The sequence below is a fragment of the Azospirillum himalayense genome (genome assembly GCF_042657465.1).
GTDB classification, from domain to species: Bacteria; Pseudomonadota; Alphaproteobacteria; order Azospirillales; family Azospirillaceae; genus Azospirillum; species Azospirillum himalayense.
On sequence record NZ_JBHSLC010000081.1, the window covers coordinates 77,786 to 92,412 of the forward strand.

21 protein-coding genes are annotated in these 14,627 nt (G+C 64.9%); 18 read left to right on the forward strand and 3 right to left on the reverse strand.

Features of this window, described 5'->3' with window-relative positions; translation table 11 throughout:
- Window positions 1-2: 2 nt before the first annotated feature.
- Genes ACFPMG_RS24330 through ACFPMG_RS24365 form a run of 8 tightly spaced genes read left to right on the forward strand, consistent with a single transcriptional unit; the run spans window position 3 to window position 4,368 of the window.
- Entirely contained in the window at window positions 3-530 is a 528-nt protein-coding gene (locus ACFPMG_RS24330; protein WP_376997814.1) for a hypothetical protein, read from the forward strand.
- Window positions 531-540: 10 nt separating this feature from the next.
- On the forward strand, window positions 541-1,371 hold the full coding sequence (locus tag ACFPMG_RS24335; protein WP_376997815.1) for a hypothetical protein: 831 nt from the start codon (window positions 541-543) through the stop codon (window positions 1,369-1,371).
- A gap of 43 nt (window positions 1,372-1,414) precedes the next feature.
- Window positions 1,415-2,227: a hypothetical protein gene (locus ACFPMG_RS24340; RefSeq protein ID WP_376997816.1), complete on the forward strand. Its 813-nt coding sequence runs from the start codon at window positions 1,415-1,417 to the stop codon at window positions 2,225-2,227.
- Entirely contained in the window at window positions 2,224-2,724 is a 501-nt protein-coding gene (locus ACFPMG_RS24345) for an ASCH domain-containing protein (protein ID WP_376997817.1), read from the forward strand. The genes ACFPMG_RS24340 and ACFPMG_RS24345 overlap by 4 nt, the downstream gene beginning before the upstream one ends.
- Complete coding sequence (locus ACFPMG_RS24350; protein ID WP_376997818.1) at window positions 2,721-2,948, forward strand: hypothetical protein; 228 nt, start codon at window positions 2,721-2,723, stop codon at window positions 2,946-2,948. Before ACFPMG_RS24345 ends, ACFPMG_RS24350 begins: the two co-directional genes overlap by 4 nt.
- Window positions 2,941-3,231 (forward strand): hypothetical protein, encoded by a 291-nt coding sequence (locus tag ACFPMG_RS24355; protein WP_376997819.1) that lies wholly within the window; start codon window positions 2,941-2,943, stop codon window positions 3,229-3,231. The genes ACFPMG_RS24350 and ACFPMG_RS24355 overlap by 8 nt, the downstream gene beginning before the upstream one ends.
- Before the next feature lie 4 nt (window positions 3,232-3,235).
- On the forward strand, window positions 3,236-3,430 hold the full coding sequence (locus ACFPMG_RS24360; protein WP_376997820.1) for a hypothetical protein: 195 nt from the start codon (window positions 3,236-3,238) through the stop codon (window positions 3,428-3,430).
- An 11-nt stretch (window positions 3,431-3,441) separates the two neighbouring features.
- On the forward strand, window positions 3,442-4,368 hold the full coding sequence (locus ACFPMG_RS24365) for an Nmad3 family putative nucleotide modification protein (RefSeq protein WP_376997821.1): 927 nt from the start codon (window positions 3,442-3,444) through the stop codon (window positions 4,366-4,368).
- On the opposite strand, the gene ACFPMG_RS24370 is transcribed toward ACFPMG_RS24365, so the two are convergent.
- Both ACFPMG_RS24370 and ACFPMG_RS24375 read right to left on the reverse strand, forming a co-directional pair.
- A complete protein-coding gene (locus tag ACFPMG_RS24370) occupies window positions 4,280-5,032 on the reverse strand; it encodes an alpha/beta hydrolase family protein (protein WP_376997822.1) in 753 nt (250 codons plus the stop codon). The two genes, ACFPMG_RS24365 and ACFPMG_RS24370, sit on opposite strands and share 89 nt — an antisense overlap.
- 5 nt (window positions 5,033-5,037) lie before the next feature.
- Entirely contained in the window at window positions 5,038-5,331 is a 294-nt protein-coding gene (locus tag ACFPMG_RS24375; RefSeq protein ID WP_376997823.1) for a hypothetical protein, read from the reverse strand.
- Window positions 5,332-5,526: 195 nt separating this feature from the next.
- On the opposite strand from ACFPMG_RS24375, the gene ACFPMG_RS24380 reads away from it, so the two are divergent.
- The 8 genes from ACFPMG_RS24380 to ACFPMG_RS24415 all read left to right on the forward strand — a co-directional run bounded on the left by ACFPMG_RS24380 (window position 5,527) and on the right by ACFPMG_RS24415 (window position 12,757).
- Complete coding sequence (locus ACFPMG_RS24380; RefSeq protein WP_376997824.1) at window positions 5,527-5,715, forward strand: hypothetical protein; 189 nt, start codon at window positions 5,527-5,529, stop codon at window positions 5,713-5,715.
- Between the two features lie 3 nt (window positions 5,716-5,718).
- Window positions 5,719-6,057 (forward strand): hypothetical protein, encoded by a 339-nt coding sequence (locus tag ACFPMG_RS24385; RefSeq protein WP_376997825.1) that lies wholly within the window; start codon window positions 5,719-5,721, stop codon window positions 6,055-6,057.
- A gap of 75 nt (window positions 6,058-6,132) precedes the next feature.
- A complete protein-coding gene (locus ACFPMG_RS24390) occupies window positions 6,133-6,369 on the forward strand; it encodes a hypothetical protein (protein ID WP_376997826.1) in 237 nt (78 codons plus the stop codon).
- Between the two features lie 86 nt (window positions 6,370-6,455).
- On the forward strand, window positions 6,456-6,743 hold the full coding sequence (locus tag ACFPMG_RS24395; RefSeq protein WP_376997827.1) for a hypothetical protein: 288 nt from the start codon (window positions 6,456-6,458) through the stop codon (window positions 6,741-6,743).
- Window positions 6,744-6,766: 23 nt separating this feature from the next.
- A complete protein-coding gene (locus tag ACFPMG_RS24400) occupies window positions 6,767-7,024 on the forward strand; it encodes a hypothetical protein (RefSeq protein WP_376997829.1) in 258 nt (85 codons plus the stop codon).
- A 99-nt stretch (window positions 7,025-7,123) separates the two neighbouring features.
- Window positions 7,124-7,726, forward strand: coding sequence for a hypothetical protein (locus ACFPMG_RS24405; RefSeq protein WP_376997831.1), 603 nt, complete (start codon window positions 7,124-7,126; stop codon window positions 7,724-7,726).
- A gap of 11 nt (window positions 7,727-7,737) precedes the next feature.
- Window positions 7,738-8,415 carry a hypothetical protein gene (locus ACFPMG_RS24410; RefSeq protein ID WP_376997832.1) on the forward strand — a complete coding sequence of 226 codons (678 nt, stop codon included), beginning with the start codon at window positions 7,738-7,740 and terminating at the stop codon, window positions 8,413-8,415.
- A 271-nt stretch (window positions 8,416-8,686) separates the two neighbouring features.
- The gene (locus ACFPMG_RS24415; protein ID WP_376997834.1) at window positions 8,687-12,757 is read left to right on the forward strand and encodes a strawberry notch-like NTP hydrolase domain-containing protein; all 4,071 of its coding nucleotides are present in this window, start codon (window positions 8,687-8,689) and stop codon (window positions 12,755-12,757) included.
- On the opposite strand, the gene ACFPMG_RS24420 is transcribed toward ACFPMG_RS24415, so the two are convergent.
- On the reverse strand, window positions 12,744-12,908 hold the full coding sequence (locus tag ACFPMG_RS24420) for a hypothetical protein (RefSeq protein ID WP_376997836.1): 165 nt from the start codon (window positions 12,906-12,908) through the stop codon (window positions 12,744-12,746). The two genes, ACFPMG_RS24415 and ACFPMG_RS24420, sit on opposite strands and share 14 nt — an antisense overlap.
- A 63-nt stretch (window positions 12,909-12,971) precedes the next feature.
- Here ACFPMG_RS24420 and ACFPMG_RS24425 point away from each other — a divergent pair, with 63 nt between their 5' ends.
- Both ACFPMG_RS24425 and ACFPMG_RS24430 read left to right on the forward strand, forming a co-directional pair.
- Window positions 12,972-13,826, forward strand: coding sequence for a phosphorothioated DNA-binding restriction endonuclease (locus tag ACFPMG_RS24425; RefSeq protein ID WP_376997837.1), 855 nt, complete (start codon window positions 12,972-12,974; stop codon window positions 13,824-13,826).
- A gap of 41 nt (window positions 13,827-13,867) precedes the next feature.
- Window positions 13,868-14,611 (forward strand): PD-(D/E)XK nuclease domain-containing protein, encoded by a 744-nt coding sequence (locus ACFPMG_RS24430; RefSeq protein WP_376997839.1) that lies wholly within the window; start codon window positions 13,868-13,870, stop codon window positions 14,609-14,611.
- Window positions 14,612-14,627: the final 16 nt, after the last annotated feature.

Sequence of the window (14,627 nt, forward strand, 5' to 3'; positions counted from 1 at the left end):
CCATGACCGAACCCAAGTTCGTGCGCCGCTACGTGAAGCGCTACGACCAGCCTGACCGATATACCTGCGACGTGGTGTGGACCGACCGGAAAACCGGACGAGAGGTTCTGTCCTACGACGGTGGAGACCCAGCAAGCACGAACCCCGCCTACGGCGGCAAGTCGGATGCGGAACGGTTCAAGAAGATGGGCCTGGACATCTTCGCCGAGATCCCCGTTGAGGACTCCAAGCTGCCCGTTGAGCCGGGAGAGGTTGAGCGCTGTACCGCCGCCCGCGCCGCCCGTGAACAGCGCGAGCGCGAGGAAGCTGAGGCTGTCGACCTGCTCGACTTCCTCGGCGCCGATGCCGCGACCTTCGTGTTCGAGGAATGGGAAGAGGGCGAAGAGCAGATCCTTCGTCCGGCGCTTGAACGGCGCGGGTTCACCGACATCAGCTTCTCGATGGGCGAGCAGGACAGCTTCGGCCCGCTATCGCGCTGGTGCGCCGCCACCGACAGCGACGGAAAGCGCCGCCGCTTCATCTATGGCTGAGGACCCGAACATGCCCCGCATCGCTCCCCAACACGCCAATGACCCCTGGCGCCCTCTCCGCGCATGGCCCGATGACTGCCTGGTGCAATGGGGCGGCAAGGGCGTCGTCCTCTCCGAAACCGGTTCCTACGGCACCGCGTTCTTCGAGGCCTTTCCCAACGACGGCAGCGGCGGTTACCTGCGCGGTGAAGGGAAGACCGTCGAGGAGGCGGAAGCGGATTGCTTCAGCCAGTGGCAGCGCCAGCACGCCTGCCACACGACCGGCGGCCACCGGTGGACGCGGGCGCGCCGGCTGAAACCACGCGATGATCCGCGTGACGACGGGGCCGGTTCCGGCTCGCACAGTCGCCGCGGTCGGCGGCGGGGTGCTCGCGTCAGCACCTACACCAACGGCGGCTGCTTCTGCCTGAAGTGCGGCGCCTTCGCGACGGTGATGGCGGAGGTGGTGGAACTAGGGGCCTGGAAGGCGCCGCTCTCTGTCTCCGAGCTGGAGACGATCGCGGACGGCGGGCTTCGGCAAGAGCCCTGGGAGCGCCGCGACCCGGTGCGCTGGGCGAAGTATCGTCGTCGCCTCGCGCTCCGCGCCAAACTGCACGGGCTGAAGCTGCCCGATCCGAACTACCCCGCACACGCGCTTGCACCTGATGCCGACCCGTTCGAGGACGACGTCTATCGCATGGCCTGCCGTGAAGCAGTGGTCCGCTTCTACGCGCAGGAGCGCCTGCGGCTCCAAGCCGAAGCTGACGCGCAAGGCGTCGGCATCACCGGCTTCTTCGACGGGCTCCACCTCGCCTCTTTCCACCGTGACGCCGTGAGCATGGGCCTGCTGCCGGCGGAGTGACCGCCATTCCAAGCCCTGCCCCCAATCAGCACCAGGAAACGACATGCCCCAGTTCATCACCGATGATGCGCTTCCGGCGGCCACAGCCGCTGACGATGGCCCCGCCGCCCTTGCGAGCCCTGCGCCACTCCCCATGCTGCTGTTCTGTCCACGCTGCGGCCTTCAGCATATCGACGCGCCGGACGAGACGGCCGGCTGGACCAACCCGCCCCACCGGAGCCATCTCTGTGCCGACTGCGGCTGCGTCTGGCGGCCGGCCGACGTACCGACCAGCGGTGTGCTGGCCATCGCCACTTCGGGAAAGGCGGACAACTGGAAGGGCGCCGATGCCGTCGCCGCGGCAGAGGCAAAACTGCTCCGGACGTTCAAGGACATCATGACGCTTGCCGGTGCTGCCCGCGAAGACGCTGCGCAGCTTCCCGGAGTGACCGACATGCTGATCGGCAAAATCGCAGGCCTGTCGCGCGCTGCCTCCATCGTCGCAGCCGCGATGGACGACCCTGCGGAGTGCAGCATTCAGGTTGGTGCCTTCAGGGAAGCGTCAATGCATCCTGGCGCGCTTGATCCGCTCCAGGTGGTTGAGCAGGTCGGCCAAGTCGTCGGCGTCCTCAATGCTGAGCGAGGACATCTCCCGGTCCCCGACGCGGGCGACGTCGCCGGTCGTGGTGTCGATGACCATCCAGCCATTTCCGGCGGGGTTGGGGGCAATGTCGTAGACAGCGTTCATAAGCCGAGATTGGTTCTCGTCGGCGGCCCACGCCATTGCGAGGAGGGGGTAAGCAGGGGCGCAACCGGACAGGCCCCTTTGACGGCCGCCGGGAGCGCCGACACCGTCCCGACGGAGGACCAGCCATGAAGACGATCTCCCTCTGGCAGCCGCACGGCTCCCTGCTGTTCATCCTCAACCCCGCCACCGGGCGCCCCTTCAAGCTGCATGAGACGCGCCACTGGGCGCCGCCGGCCCGGCTGATCGGCCAGCGCATCGGCATCCACGCCGCGAAGAACAAGGCGGACCTGGAAGGGTTGCAGGCCTACATTCGCGACCGGGACGCCGGGGGACCTGAGTTTGCCTGTGACGAAGCATTCCGTGTCGCGCTGCGCCAGCGGTTCGAGAAGCTGGTCGACATTCCGCGTGGCTGCTTGCTCGGCACCGCCGTGCTGGTCGCCGCGCACCGGACGGAATCCCGATCCATGGAGGAATGGGGCCACTTCGGCGACTTCTCCCCGGGCCGCTGGGCCTGGGAACTGGACGATGTCCGCGCCCTTCCGGCGCCGGTTCCTTGGCGCGGCGCGCAGGGCCTTTTCGAGGTGCCGGATGAGGCGTTCGTCACCGCCGTCGGAATCGCAGCATGAGCCGCCCCAGCCTTCCGATCACAGAGGCCGAGGCGCGTCGCCACGATCCCGCCGTTGAAGCCGCCGCCCTGGCGCTTCTCAAGGCTATGGCCGAGGCCGGCCTATCTGGTCAGTTCCTCGACATCACCGCCGTGCTCACCCCGCGGGAGGGCGGCGTCTGCCGCCGGGTGCGCGCCGGCATCTCCGTGGTCATCGGCGATCCGGAGGAGTTCGAGGATGCCTGACCCGGTCACCACCATCACCGCCGTGCTGCGCGCCGTGCTCCCGCCGGGCGTCCCGCCTTCCTTCCGCCGCGTCCTGGCCGCAAGCTTCGACGGTACCGGGCGACGGCGCACCGTTGTCGCTGACCTGGAGATGGTAGACGGCCTCACCGCAACGGTCGAGGCGTGGCACTACACGCCGGGCGGTTGGGCGCATCGGTGGCGCGACATGGTCGGCGGGCCGATCTTCTGGGATGGCCGGCGCTGGGTCCGAGACGAGCAGCAACTGCGCCTTAAGGGGATCTGACACCATGGCATTGACCCTGGACGACATCAGCGACGCCAGCCACGGCGAGCGCATGACCCACTTCCTCCATCAGACCAGCGGGAAGACCGGTAGCAGCCCGGCCGAAGTGGATCATGCCTGGCGCTTGGCCACCGAGGAGATGCTGAACGAGGCCCACTGCATGCTCCGGCACCTGACCGGCGTCACGCCCAGCGTATAGGAAGGAAGCCCGTGAAGCTGATCCTCTCCCGCAAGGGCTTCGACTCCTCGGCAGGCGGCGTTCCCTCCCCGATCTTCCCGGACGGCTCGATGGTCTCGCTGCCGATCCCGAGCCGTGATCCGGTGACCTATTCCCAGATCCGGTGGAAGGACACCAACCTGGGCGAGATCGCCGCGGCGCTCACCGGGCGCCCGCTGTTCCGCCGCATCCCGGCCCACCTCGATCCAGACCTCGCGCTCGACGCCCGCCCGCGCCTTCCCGGCTGGCGGCCCGCATTCGGCCAGACCAGCGCCGCACAAACGCATCTCGCCAATCAGGGCGTCGGTGTCAGCGACATGTTTCTGTTCTTCGGCTGGTTCAGGCAGGTGGAGGAGGACGGCGCCGGCGGCTGGCGCTGCCGCCGTGGCGCGCCCGATGTCCACGTCCTTTTCGGCTGGCTCCAGGTCGGGGAGCTGCTACGGCTTGGCCCCGACAGCGCCGCGCTGCGCGCTGGCCGTCCGGAATTTGCCGAGCACCCGCATTTCAATGGGCGCTGGGACGCCTCCAACACCGTCTACGTCGCGTCGGAGCGGCTGGTGATCGACGGACAAGACATGGGCGTGCCGGGCGGCGGGACGTTCCCGCGCTTCCACACCGGCCTCCAGCTCACCAAGCATGGGGAGAACCGGGGAACATGGTCCCTGCCGGGCTGGTTCCTGCCGGCGGGCGGGCCGGTACTGTCCTATCACACGGACCCGGCACGGTGGGCGCGGGATGGGGATCGGTGCATGGTGAGGACGGTTGGGCGGGGGCAGGAGTTCGTGATGGACGTGACCAGCACGCGTGAGGCGGCAGATTGGTTTGAAACCCTCATCCAAGTGGGTCGCCAAGCGCCTCCATCAGGAACGACGCAATCTCAGCGCCTTCCTGCCATCTCGGCAGATAATGGTCTGTATTAGGAAAGATTACCAGTTTCGAAGGACAACCGCATTGACACAGCCTCTCGTGCAAATCAATGGCTGTCTTTACGCTCGCTCGGTCATCCATATCGCCGTGCAGGATGAGGGACGGCGTTTTAATTTTCTCGACGTGATACAGCGCTGAGCGTTCTATCCCGGCCGTTACGGTACCGCCGGATTCTTCAACGAATGCAGCGTGAATTCCCTTTATCAGAAAGGTGCTTTCATCAACCAAGTCATAGGAGCCCGCCGACAGAACAAGCGCCCGCAGGGACGGCTCGGCGGTGGCCACCATGGCCGATACGACCGCTCCACGGCTCCAACCGCACAGCGCGATCCGGCTGGAGTCCACGCCCGGCATGGCGCGAAGGTGCGCCAGCCCTGCCCGAACTGCTGCCTGAGACCGCGGCCCGCAGAAATCCAGTTGACCCTCGGAAGCTCCATAACCGGGCATGGACACAGCAGCCGCCACATAGCCCATGACGAGAACCGAACGAAAAATGCCGGCACGGACCATCACTTCGGCGCCTGGGCGAGGGTCTTTCTGATGCCCGTGCATGAGCATGACGGCTGGCCGAGAACCGCCACCGGACGGGCGCTCGATGATGAGTTCCGCCTTGTCGCCGCCCATGTCGGTCGGGGTGAGGAAAATTCGTTCTTGCATGCCGCCTACTTCACTGCTGATCCGGACAGGCGCGAAACCACCTCCGCCCTGACCTCGCTTTTAAGATCATCCGGCAACAGGGCATAGGCGCGGAGCAACCGCGCAATCCCTATCCGGTCTCTACCGACATCAGGTTCCGGCGCAAGCACCTCTGCCCGCTGCTCGGGCGGCAGGCGCTCCAGGCACGCCACCAGAGCGTCCACGACCGGGTCGATCGGTCGGCGCTCGTAAACCCAATGCGTCACGGTTGACCGGTCTTCGCCGTGGTGCAGCGCACGGCGAAGGTCGGTGAGATCCATTCCCAGGCCCTTCAGCCGGCGGGCGAAGGGCGTATCGGCCTGTGTCGGTCTTGGCATGGATCAACCCTATACCGGCCTGCAGGCACGGTCAATTTTTTGTCGCGTATGGCTACAAACCTCGTTGACGTTATTTGTAGCTTCACGCTACATTTAATCAACGAACAACGCCGCGCTTGCCGCCAACCGGAGCCGACCATGACCGCCAAGACCGAAGCTATCGCGAACGCCAACGCGCACCTGAACAACGTCGGCCTGCCCACGTACGATGATATGCTGGCCGCAGCTGAGGAGGCCATGCATCACCTCCGCTTCCATGATGACGAGAGCGACCCGCACATGGAGCGGCTCAAGGCGGTCATCGCCAAAGCTGGCGGGGAGGGCTGAACAATGGCCCAAACGCCCCAACATGCCCCTGCCACTGCGCTCCGCACCCTGCTGAGCGTTGCCGGCGAAGCGGCCGACTGGATGTGCGAGGCGCACGAGGGCACCGCCCAACATGAGCGCGGAGTGGAGTTGCGCAAAGCCATCACCGTATTCCAAACGGCGCAGCGCGCCGCCATGCCCACTCTCGCGCCGGACCTGCTGGATTTTGCTGAGTGGGTGAAGAGCAACCTCGCTGTCTTGAAACACAATGGCGACCGCATCCCTGAAGCCGTCAGGGGGGAGATCCTGTCCGGGATCATCGAACGCGCCGATGCCGCTATCGCCCAGGCGCCCAACCTCTGAAGGCCTTCGTGCCACTTCCTGAACATCCGGGACACACCGGGCGATCAAACTGCAAACCCAAGAACAGAGGGCGCGATGAACAAAGACAGGCGGAAGCGGCTCGCAGAAGCTGCTGAACTTCTTGAACAAGCTCTCGCTGTCATCAGCGAAGTGAAGGATGAGGAGCAAGAGGCATTCGACAACCTGCCAGAGTCCTTCCAGCAGGGCGAGCGAGGCCAGACGATGGAAGAGGCGATAAGCAACCTCGACGACATCCATATCGCCATCGAGGAGGCGCGAGACACCATCGCCGGGATAGCAGGTGGCGCCTAAACAGCCTTCGGGCCGGCTTCCCGAACGCCCAGTAGTCGCCGGGCGGATCACGAGACGAACAACCCTTTCCCCTTCGGAGAACAACCGTGGCCACCAACATCCGCCTCATCGTCGCCGAGAAGATCCGCAACGCGCGGAAGCCGCTGACGGTGACGAAGGTCAAGCTCGCTGCCGAGGGCGGCAAGCACACCATGACCATCGGTCGTTACAAGACCGCCATCCCCGACCAGACCAAGCGGTACGCGATCTTCTGCTATGGGCGGAACGTCCTGCCGCACCGCCGGGAAATGTTCTTCCGCTCCGCCGCCGATGCCACCGTCTGGCTCATCGACTTCTGTGGGGGCCAGCGCCTCCGGCAGGAACTCAACCTCTGACCACCATCCGCCGGAGCCATCCCATGTCCGCCTTCGATCTCGGCCCTACCACCAAGACCTATGAGAACGCGCACTTCATGGTGCACGTCGAGGATGACGAGGACGGGACGTTCGGACTGCTGATCGAGCCGAAGCGGGGCGAAGTCAGCGCCGCCCGCGTCTCCAGCCTCGCGAGCAGCCGGGGCTTCCTCCACCAGTTCAATCACGAGTACCGCTCGAAGGGGTCAGCCTGCCGCGCAGCTCGCAACCTCCTGAATGGCCCGCTCAGCCGGGCCGGTTAACACCGGACCGGTTCCCACGGTGCCCGCCTCGCCGGACGCCTTGGAAACCGGATCGACGCGATCCCCACACTTCCCGGCCCATACTTCCCGGAGACCACCATGTCCGCCCAAATCCTCCCCCTCCCGCTGGCCGCACCTCAACCCCAGCAGCCGGTCGAGCCGAAGCAGCAGACCCCGCGAGGCCCGACCTACACCACGGTCCAGGGCAACAAGTACGAGGCCGGGCGGGACATCGCCGAGGTCGCGAAACTGGTCCGGGGCGACATCAAGGCGGCCATCGCCGCCGGCACGCTGCCCGCAGGCATCAAGTGCGGTGTCCGCATCGAGCGCTACAGCATGGGGCGGTCGCTCCACCTATCGGTCAGCGCCTGCCCGATCATGGTGGTGAACCCCGTCTATGTCCGCTGGCAGCGCGACAACCCCCATGCCTGCATGTTCGAGGCGCCGCCGGATGCCCGCGACCGTTTCAGCCCGGAGGGCCAGCACGTCATCGACACGCTGGAGGGCATCGTCGATGCCTACAACCGCCGCGTCACCAGCGATCAGCCCGACGACTACAGCAATGTCAGCTTCTACACCAACATCGCTTTCGCGCTGGACCTGCGGGAGGAGCAGAGCAAGACGATCCTGGCCCTCCAGTCGGAGGTGAGCCTGCGGAACGCCTGGAAGCCGGCGGGCGCCAACAGCGCCACCCAGGTCTGAAGGAGATCACCATGTCGGACTTCTCCGCGCTCGACAACCTCCGCATCACGAATCAGGCCACGCCCGCCGGCACTGCCTATCACGCGGCGCGCCACTCCACGGAGGCCCGCGGCCTGACGGCGGTCACCAGCCTCGCCACGAAGCAGACCTCCGTCATGCTGGACGGCCGGCCCATTGGCCGCGTCCACGCGCTCAACGACACAGCGCCCGGCGCCTTCCTCTGGCGGGCGGAGTCCTTCCAGGTGCCCGGCTTGTGGTGTGGCCGCTCGCTGTGGAGCGGCACCGGGCCGGACGGGTATTTCCAGGACCCGGTGGAGGCGATGGCCGCAGTGGTGGTCGACAACATCGGTTGGGAGACCGACACACCGATGCATAACGGCCTGACCAGCACTGACGATTTCCAGATCGCCGAACGCGCCATGATCCCCGGCTTCGTTCTGACCGCCCGCATCACCTCGGAAGGGCGCGCCTGCTTCGCAGTTTGGTCCTCCGCCAACTGGACCACGGGGTGCTATTCCCTCCCGCTGCTGGACCGTTACGCCGAGACCTTCGATGACGCACAGCGGCTGGCCACCTCTGCCGGCGCCGCGCTCCTGGTCGCCGGGGTCACTTGGTCTATGGTGGACGCCGAGTTGACGATCACACGCTGGCTGGAGGCCCAACACCTCCCGCCCCGCGGCGTCTGGTAATCGGGGGAAAGCGCGTCACCCAGCTATGGCCAGATCATCGCTGACGAACAGTGCGCGCTCAGAATGAAAGCAAACTTAGCTGCCTCGTGAACTGCTTTCCATTTTAAAACGCGCATTTTCTTGCAAACATAAATTTCTTATTCCGTTCTGTGTGTTCGTTGTCCACTCAATAGCACCACCGTAAAATCAACCATCACCTCCCGCTCTACTGACCCGGCATCCGAACCGCGATGCCGGGCACACCCCGTTCTTGCCCACATGGGGAACCTGCATGTCCGTCTCCGCCCAGGTGCGCGTTCCGCAGCTTGCCGACCTCTCTGCCCAGATCGGCGCCGGTACCAAAATCTCCCCGCAATTCCTGGTCGGCGTCGCCAATCAGCACTTCGGCGGCACCATGGCAGCCGGCACCTACTCGACGGCGGACGCCTACGACCTTGCGGAACAGGCGCTCAACAGGCTGATCCTGGAACGCCGGGTCATGTTGGCGCCCACGGTCGGGCTGGTGTCCGCCCAGGTCCGGGTCGGCGACCTGGAGGCCATGGGCGCGCTGCTGCCGACACGCACCCGGCGGGATGATGAGGTCGAGGCCTTCGACCAGTTCAGCACGCCCCCCGCCCTGGGCTTCGCCGCGGCGTGGCTGGCGGACCTGAAGCCCGGAGACGTGGTGCTGGAGCCGAGCGCCGGTGTCGGTGGTCTCGCTGTCCACGCCCGGAACGCCGGCGCATCGGTGGTTTGCAACGAGCTGTCGGAGCGCCGCGCCGGACTGCTGGAGGGGCTGGGGTTCGCACCGGTCTTCCGCGAGAATGCGGACCATCTCCATTCCGTTCTTCCGAAGCAGGTGCTGCCCACGGCGGTGCTGATCAACCCGCCGTTCAGCGCCACCGCGGGCCGGCTGGGCGACAAGGCGGACCCGATGACCGCCGCTCGCCACGTCGACCAAGCGCTGAAGCGGCTGCTGGTGAACGGACGGCTGGTCGCGATCCTGCCGCCGGGCATGGCCTTCGGCGCCGCCCGGTTCCGGGACTGGTGGCGGCAGATCATCCAGGTCTACTCGGTCAAGGCGAACTTGCTGCTGGACGCCCGCGCCTTCCGGAAGGCTGGGACCGACATCGCGGTGCGCGTCGCGGTGATCGACAAGACCGGGCCGACGTCCGCAACGAACCGCCCCATCGTGGCGGAGCTGGACTCCATCACCAGCATGATGGCGGTGCTGGAGAACGTTCGGCTGAACCGGCCGCACGTCGTCCCCGCCGCTGGTCCGAAGATGCCGGCTGCGGTCGCCCGCCCCGCAGCGCCGACACCGGCCCGCCCACGCCCCGCCGTCGAGCAGGCCAAGACGCGCGACCGCCACGATGCCCCGATCACCGACACCAAGTACGAGCCCTATGAACCGCAGCGCCTGAAGGTGCCCAGCGCGCGGCCGCATCCATCCAAGCTGGTTGAGAGCGCCGCGATGGCCGCTGTGCTGCCGCCGGAGCCGCGGTATGCCCCGCACTTCCCGGAGAGCGTCATCCTGGAGGGGCGGCTGTCGCTCGCCCAGCTCGAAGCAGTAATTTATGCCGGTCAGGCGCACGGGGAATTCCAGCCGGCCGCGCCAGGGGAGACGCCATGCCGCGCCGGCTACGCAATCGGGGACGGGACCGGTGTCGGTAAAGGCCGGGAGGCTGCGGGCATCATCTTCGACAACTGGCACCAGGGCCGCCGTAAGGCGCTCTGGATCACGAAGAACGATTCCACCCTGCTCGGCGCCGCGCGACGGGACTGGTCCGACCTCGGCGGCGATCCCTCGGTCATCTTCCCGCTCTCCAAGACGCCCGCGGGTGAAGCCATCAAGGCACCGCACGGCATCCTGCTGGTCAGCACCGGGACTCTGCGCAGCAAGCCTCGGGAGAAGATCACCCGTCTCCAGCAGATCCTCAACTGGCTGGGCCCGGACTTCGACGGCGTCGTTATCTCCGACGAGCACCACGCCGCCGCGAACGCCGTAGAGACGGACGGCTCCCGTGGCAAGACGAAGGCCAGCCAGACCGGGTTGGCGTCGGTGGACCTCCAGAAGTCGCTCCCGCTGGCGCGCATCGTCTATGTCTCGGCAACCCTGGCGGACAAGGTCGAGAACCTGTCGAGCTGCGACCGCCTCGGCCTGTGGGGCTTCGGCACCCCATTTGCCACCAAGCTCGCCTTCATCGACCAGATCAAGTCCGGCGGCATCGCGGCGATGGAGATCGTCACCCGCGACCTGAAGGCGCTTGGCCGTTACGGTGCCCGCTCGCTCTCCTACGAGGACATCCGGTACCGGCGGCTGGTTCACGACCTGACACCGGAACAGGTCGCGCTCTACGACGAGATGGCCGAGGCGTGGCAGGTCGTGCTGGCCAACGTCCACGAAGCCACAAAGCTGGTCGGCACCGCGAGCGACGGACAGGCGATGTCCAAGACGATGAGCGCCTTCTGGGGGACGCACCAGCGGTTCTTCAATCAGGTGCTGACCGCCATGATGATGCCGACGATCCTCCAGGAGATGGAGGAGGATGTCCGGGCCGGACGGTCGCCGCTGCTCTACTTCGTCAACACCAACGAGGCCGCCCAGGAACGCGCGCTTGCAAGGGAAGGCGCCGAGGAGAACCTCGACGATCTCGACACGTCGCCGCGGGAAAGCCTGATCCAATACCTGGAACTGTGCTTCCCGGTGAAGCAGCACGAACCCTATGCCGACGAGTCCGGGAACATCCGAGTGCAGGTCGCCACCGATAGAGCCGGTGCCCCGATCATAAATCAGGAAGCCCTGGAGATGCGGGAGAACCTGCTGGGCCGCATCGGGTGCCTCCGCGTCCCAAACGGCCCGCTGGAGCAGCTTCTGGACCGCTTCGGCCCCGACATGGTGGCCGAGCTGACCGGACGCACCAGGCGCATCGTGAAACGGCCGGACGCCAGCGGCATCGTGCGGCCGGTGATCGAGCCCCGCAGCAAGGCCCACATGATGGCCGACCTGCAAGCCTTCCAGGAGGACCGGAAGCCGATCGTCGCCTACAGCAACGCCGGGAACACCGGCATCGATCTCCATGCCGGGCGGAAGTTCAAGAACCGCCGGCAGCGCGTGCTCTACATCGCCCAGGCCGGCTGGAGTGCGAAGGAAGCGACCCAGGCCGTGGGCCGCCCGCACCGCTCCGATCAGGAATCGGCACCGGAGGTCGTGCTGTGCACCACCAGCCTGAAGGGGCACAAGCGGTTCATCACCTCGATCGCCCGGCGGCTGGGCCAGCTCGGCGCCCTCACCAAAGGCCAGCGCAACACCGGGGAGCAGGGGCTGTTCAGCGAGCGCGACAACCTCGAAGGGGATTACGGCTCCGCCGCACTGTTCCAGCTCATCAAGGATCTGGACTCCGGCAAGGAGGTCAGCGGCCTCAACATCGATGAGTTCCAGCGGCAGTTGGGATTGAAGCTGCTGAACGAGGAAGGCGACCTTCTGATCGCGAAGCTGCCAACCGTGAAGCAGTTCCTGAACCGCCTGCTGTCGATGCGCGTCGATCCGATGAACCGCCTCTTCGATGAGTTCGCCTCCCGGCTGGACCAAGCCGTGGAAGCCGCGGCCGAGGCTGGCCTGCTCAACGTCGGGGTGGAAACCGTCATCGCGGACAGCATCGAGGTCATGTCGCCACCGCGCGTCGTCTACACCTGCCCGCGGACCGGCGCCGAGACGACCTACACCGAACTCAAGGTCTGGCGCCGGAACAACCCCATCAGCTACGACGAGGTGATGGAGAAGCACCCCGACATCCTGCGGTTCGTGAAGAACCGGAAGACCGGGCGCGTCTATGCCCTCCGCCCGGCGCACAACCGCACCGACCTCAAGGATGGCTCCGTGGTGCCGCAGTACCGGCTCGTCGGGCCTCTGCACACCCACTACGTCGATGCGAAGCACATCGATGACCGCTTCGCGACCTACAAATTCATCGACCACAGGAAAGCACGCCCTGCCTGGGCTGCGGAGGTCGGGCAGAGCGAACCCTTCCAGGTCGAAGCCATGCACGTCATTTCCGGCATCCTGCTCCCGATCTGGGACAAGCTGTCGGACACCGGAGAGCCGAAGGTCTACCGGCTCCAGACCGATGACGGCACCCGCCTGCTCGGGCGTGTCGTGCCGGCGGTGCAAATCCGTCAGGTTCTTGCCAAGCTGGGCGCCAGTTACGGGAAACCCTGGTCACCGAAGGAGGCCATTGAGACGGTGCTGGCCGGCCATGACCTCCAGCTCGCCAACGGCTGGAGGGTGGTGCGGGCCAAGGTCTCCGGCGAGGCCCGCATCGAACTGAAGGGGCCGTCCTGGGGGACTATTACCAAGACTTGAAGAAGGTCGGGGTGATCCAGGAGATGATCTCCGGCGCCACCCGGTTCTTCGTGCCGCACAGCGGGCCGGGGGTGATGGCGAAGGTGATCCAGTACCGGCCCGTGGTGGATGGGGGAATGGCGGGGCAGCTCGGGCGGGGATAGTTGCGCATGCCCTGGAACCTGCGACGCGACGGTTGTAGGTTGGTGGTAGTCGACAACGATGCTACCCGTCCATGGATACCCCGGAATTCCTTACCATCCTCGGAAATCTGCGACGCAACACCAGCAATGGCGTCCGGGCGCCGCACAAGCCTCTGCTTCTGCTCTACGCTCTGGCGCGGTTGAAGGGTGGGCAGGAACGTATTCGGTACCGGGACGCGGCGTCCATTCTCCCAACCTTGATCCGTACCTACGGCCCTGTCGGCACGCGGGCGCGAGCTTCCGACCCGTTCGTACGGCTGCGCTCCGACGGCATTTGGAGCCTGGACGCCCATTCTTCTATCTTCGACGCCAGCGGCCAGGGCCGGCCAGCGGCTATGGCAGACGCTGACACATTGGGCGGCTTCACGACGGAGGTACTGGAACTGCTGCACCAGCAGCCCGGGCTGATCAACCAAGCCGTACGCCGTATCCTCGACACCAACTTCCCGGCCAGCCTGCATGAAGACATCGCTGCGGCGGTTGGGCTGGATCTGGAAGGAACCGGATCTGCCCGCCGGGACCCCAGATTCCGAGATGCCGTTCTCCGGGCATACCTCTGCGAATGCGCTGTGTGCCGGTTCCAGCTCCGATGCGGTGACGGGCTGGTCGGACTGGAGGCGGCACACCTCCGCTGGCATGCATTCGGCGGAGGGAGCGACATTGCCAATGGGCTGTCCCTCTGCGTGTTGCACCACCGGCTGTTCGACCTCGGGGTGCTGACCTTGACGCTGGACGGGCGAGTCGAGGTGAGCCGGTCAATCAGCGGGCCGTCAGCGCGGGGACTCTTCGACCTTGACGGAGCACCGGTGCTGACCCCGATCGATCCGGCGTTTCGACCGGGGCCGCAGAATGTGGAATGGCACAGGAGCCAAGTGTTCCGGGGATAAGGCAGTTAATAGATAACAGGTCAACCAAAAGAGGGAAGAAAATGCCTAAAGAAAACCATTTGCTTCTTAAGCGCTTGTCAGTGCGAGTGGACGCCCTTCGACGAGCAATGGACGCAGTTATGGCTGGGAGCACCCCGGATCATGCGAAGTGGGGCGCCTACAAAAATTATGCTCGCGCCTACAACGTTCTGGCTCAGGAATACATCAACGCCAGCGGCAACAGAGATGTGAATATGTATGATACTGACAAGATGGGCACTTGGTCGAGTACGGTTTGGCCATTTCAAAAGAGTGTTTTTGACACTATTTATGCAGACACGTTAATCCTTAGCGGCATACTTGTTAGCTACGATACAGGCACCTCTGCTTCGATTTCCCAAGTCCAAGATCTATTGTCAGCAAATCTAAGAAAAGCGATATTCAATAAGCCAGAAAAAGAACTCGATGTCCAAAACTCAATAGAAGCCTTGCTAGTCGGGAGAGGATACCAAAAATCCATTGATTATGACCGAGAATCCGGTAAAGTAAAGTTTTCTGGGAAGGAATTTATACCAGATTTTGCTTTCCCTTCATTGAAACTATCACTTGAAGTGAAGCTTATAAAGTCTGGAGGTAACGTTTCAAAGTGCATTGAGGAAATGAGCGCTGATATCCCTGCTTATCTTTCTGTTTATGAAAATGTGTTATTTTGCGTGTACGATCTCGGTGAGATCAGGGATGTAAGTGAGTTCCAGCATGGATTTCAAAGTCACGGCGGCGTACGGATCTGCGTTGTCAAGCACTAATTACTTCACACTATCG

Bases quoted from the DNA above. Each gene is read 5' to 3' on its own strand.
- ACFPMG_RS24380 (WP_376997824.1), top strand. From the start codon at position 5,527: ATGACCGCCAAGACCGAAGCTATCGCGAACGCCAACGCGCACCTGAAC.
- ACFPMG_RS24370 (WP_376997822.1), bottom strand. From the start codon at position 5,032: ATGCAAGAACGAATTTTCCTCACCCCGACCGACATGGGCGGCGACAAG.
- ACFPMG_RS24415 (WP_376997834.1), top strand. From the start codon at position 8,687: ATGTCCGTCTCCGCCCAGGTGCGCGTTCCGCAGCTTGCCGACCTCTCT.
- ACFPMG_RS24340 (WP_376997816.1), top strand. From the start codon at position 1,415: ATGCCCCAGTTCATCACCGATGATGCGCTTCCGGCGGCCACAGCCGCT.
- ACFPMG_RS24355 (WP_376997819.1), top strand. From the start codon at position 2,941: ATGCCTGACCCGGTCACCACCATCACCGCCGTGCTGCGCGCCGTGCTC.
- ACFPMG_RS24425 (WP_376997837.1), top strand. From the start codon at position 12,972: ATGGATACCCCGGAATTCCTTACCATCCTCGGAAATCTGCGACGCAAC.
- ACFPMG_RS24350 (WP_376997818.1), top strand. From the start codon at position 2,721: ATGAGCCGCCCCAGCCTTCCGATCACAGAGGCCGAGGCGCGTCGCCAC.
- ACFPMG_RS24335 (WP_376997815.1), top strand. From the start codon at position 541: ATGCCCCGCATCGCTCCCCAACACGCCAATGACCCCTGGCGCCCTCTC.
- ACFPMG_RS24330 (WP_376997814.1), top strand. From the start codon at position 3: ATGACCGAACCCAAGTTCGTGCGCCGCTACGTGAAGCGCTACGACCAG.
- ACFPMG_RS24385 (WP_376997825.1), top strand. From the start codon at position 5,719: ATGGCCCAAACGCCCCAACATGCCCCTGCCACTGCGCTCCGCACCCTG.
- ACFPMG_RS24405 (WP_376997831.1), top strand. From the start codon at position 7,124: ATGTCCGCCCAAATCCTCCCCCTCCCGCTGGCCGCACCTCAACCCCAG.
- ACFPMG_RS24360 (WP_376997820.1), top strand. From the start codon at position 3,236: ATGGCATTGACCCTGGACGACATCAGCGACGCCAGCCACGGCGAGCGC.
- ACFPMG_RS24400 (WP_376997829.1), top strand. From the start codon at position 6,767: ATGTCCGCCTTCGATCTCGGCCCTACCACCAAGACCTATGAGAACGCG.
- ACFPMG_RS24410 (WP_376997832.1), top strand. From the start codon at position 7,738: ATGTCGGACTTCTCCGCGCTCGACAACCTCCGCATCACGAATCAGGCC.
- ACFPMG_RS24345 (WP_376997817.1), top strand. From the start codon at position 2,224: ATGAAGACGATCTCCCTCTGGCAGCCGCACGGCTCCCTGCTGTTCATC.
- ACFPMG_RS24375 (WP_376997823.1), bottom strand. From the start codon at position 5,331: ATGGATCTCACCGACCTTCGCCGTGCGCTGCACCACGGCGAAGACCGG.
- ACFPMG_RS24430 (WP_376997839.1), top strand. From the start codon at position 13,868: ATGCCTAAAGAAAACCATTTGCTTCTTAAGCGCTTGTCAGTGCGAGTG.
- ACFPMG_RS24420 (WP_376997836.1), bottom strand. From the start codon at position 12,908: ATGCGCAACTATCCCCGCCCGAGCTGCCCCGCCATTCCCCCATCCACC.
- ACFPMG_RS24390 (WP_376997826.1), top strand. From the start codon at position 6,133: ATGAACAAAGACAGGCGGAAGCGGCTCGCAGAAGCTGCTGAACTTCTT.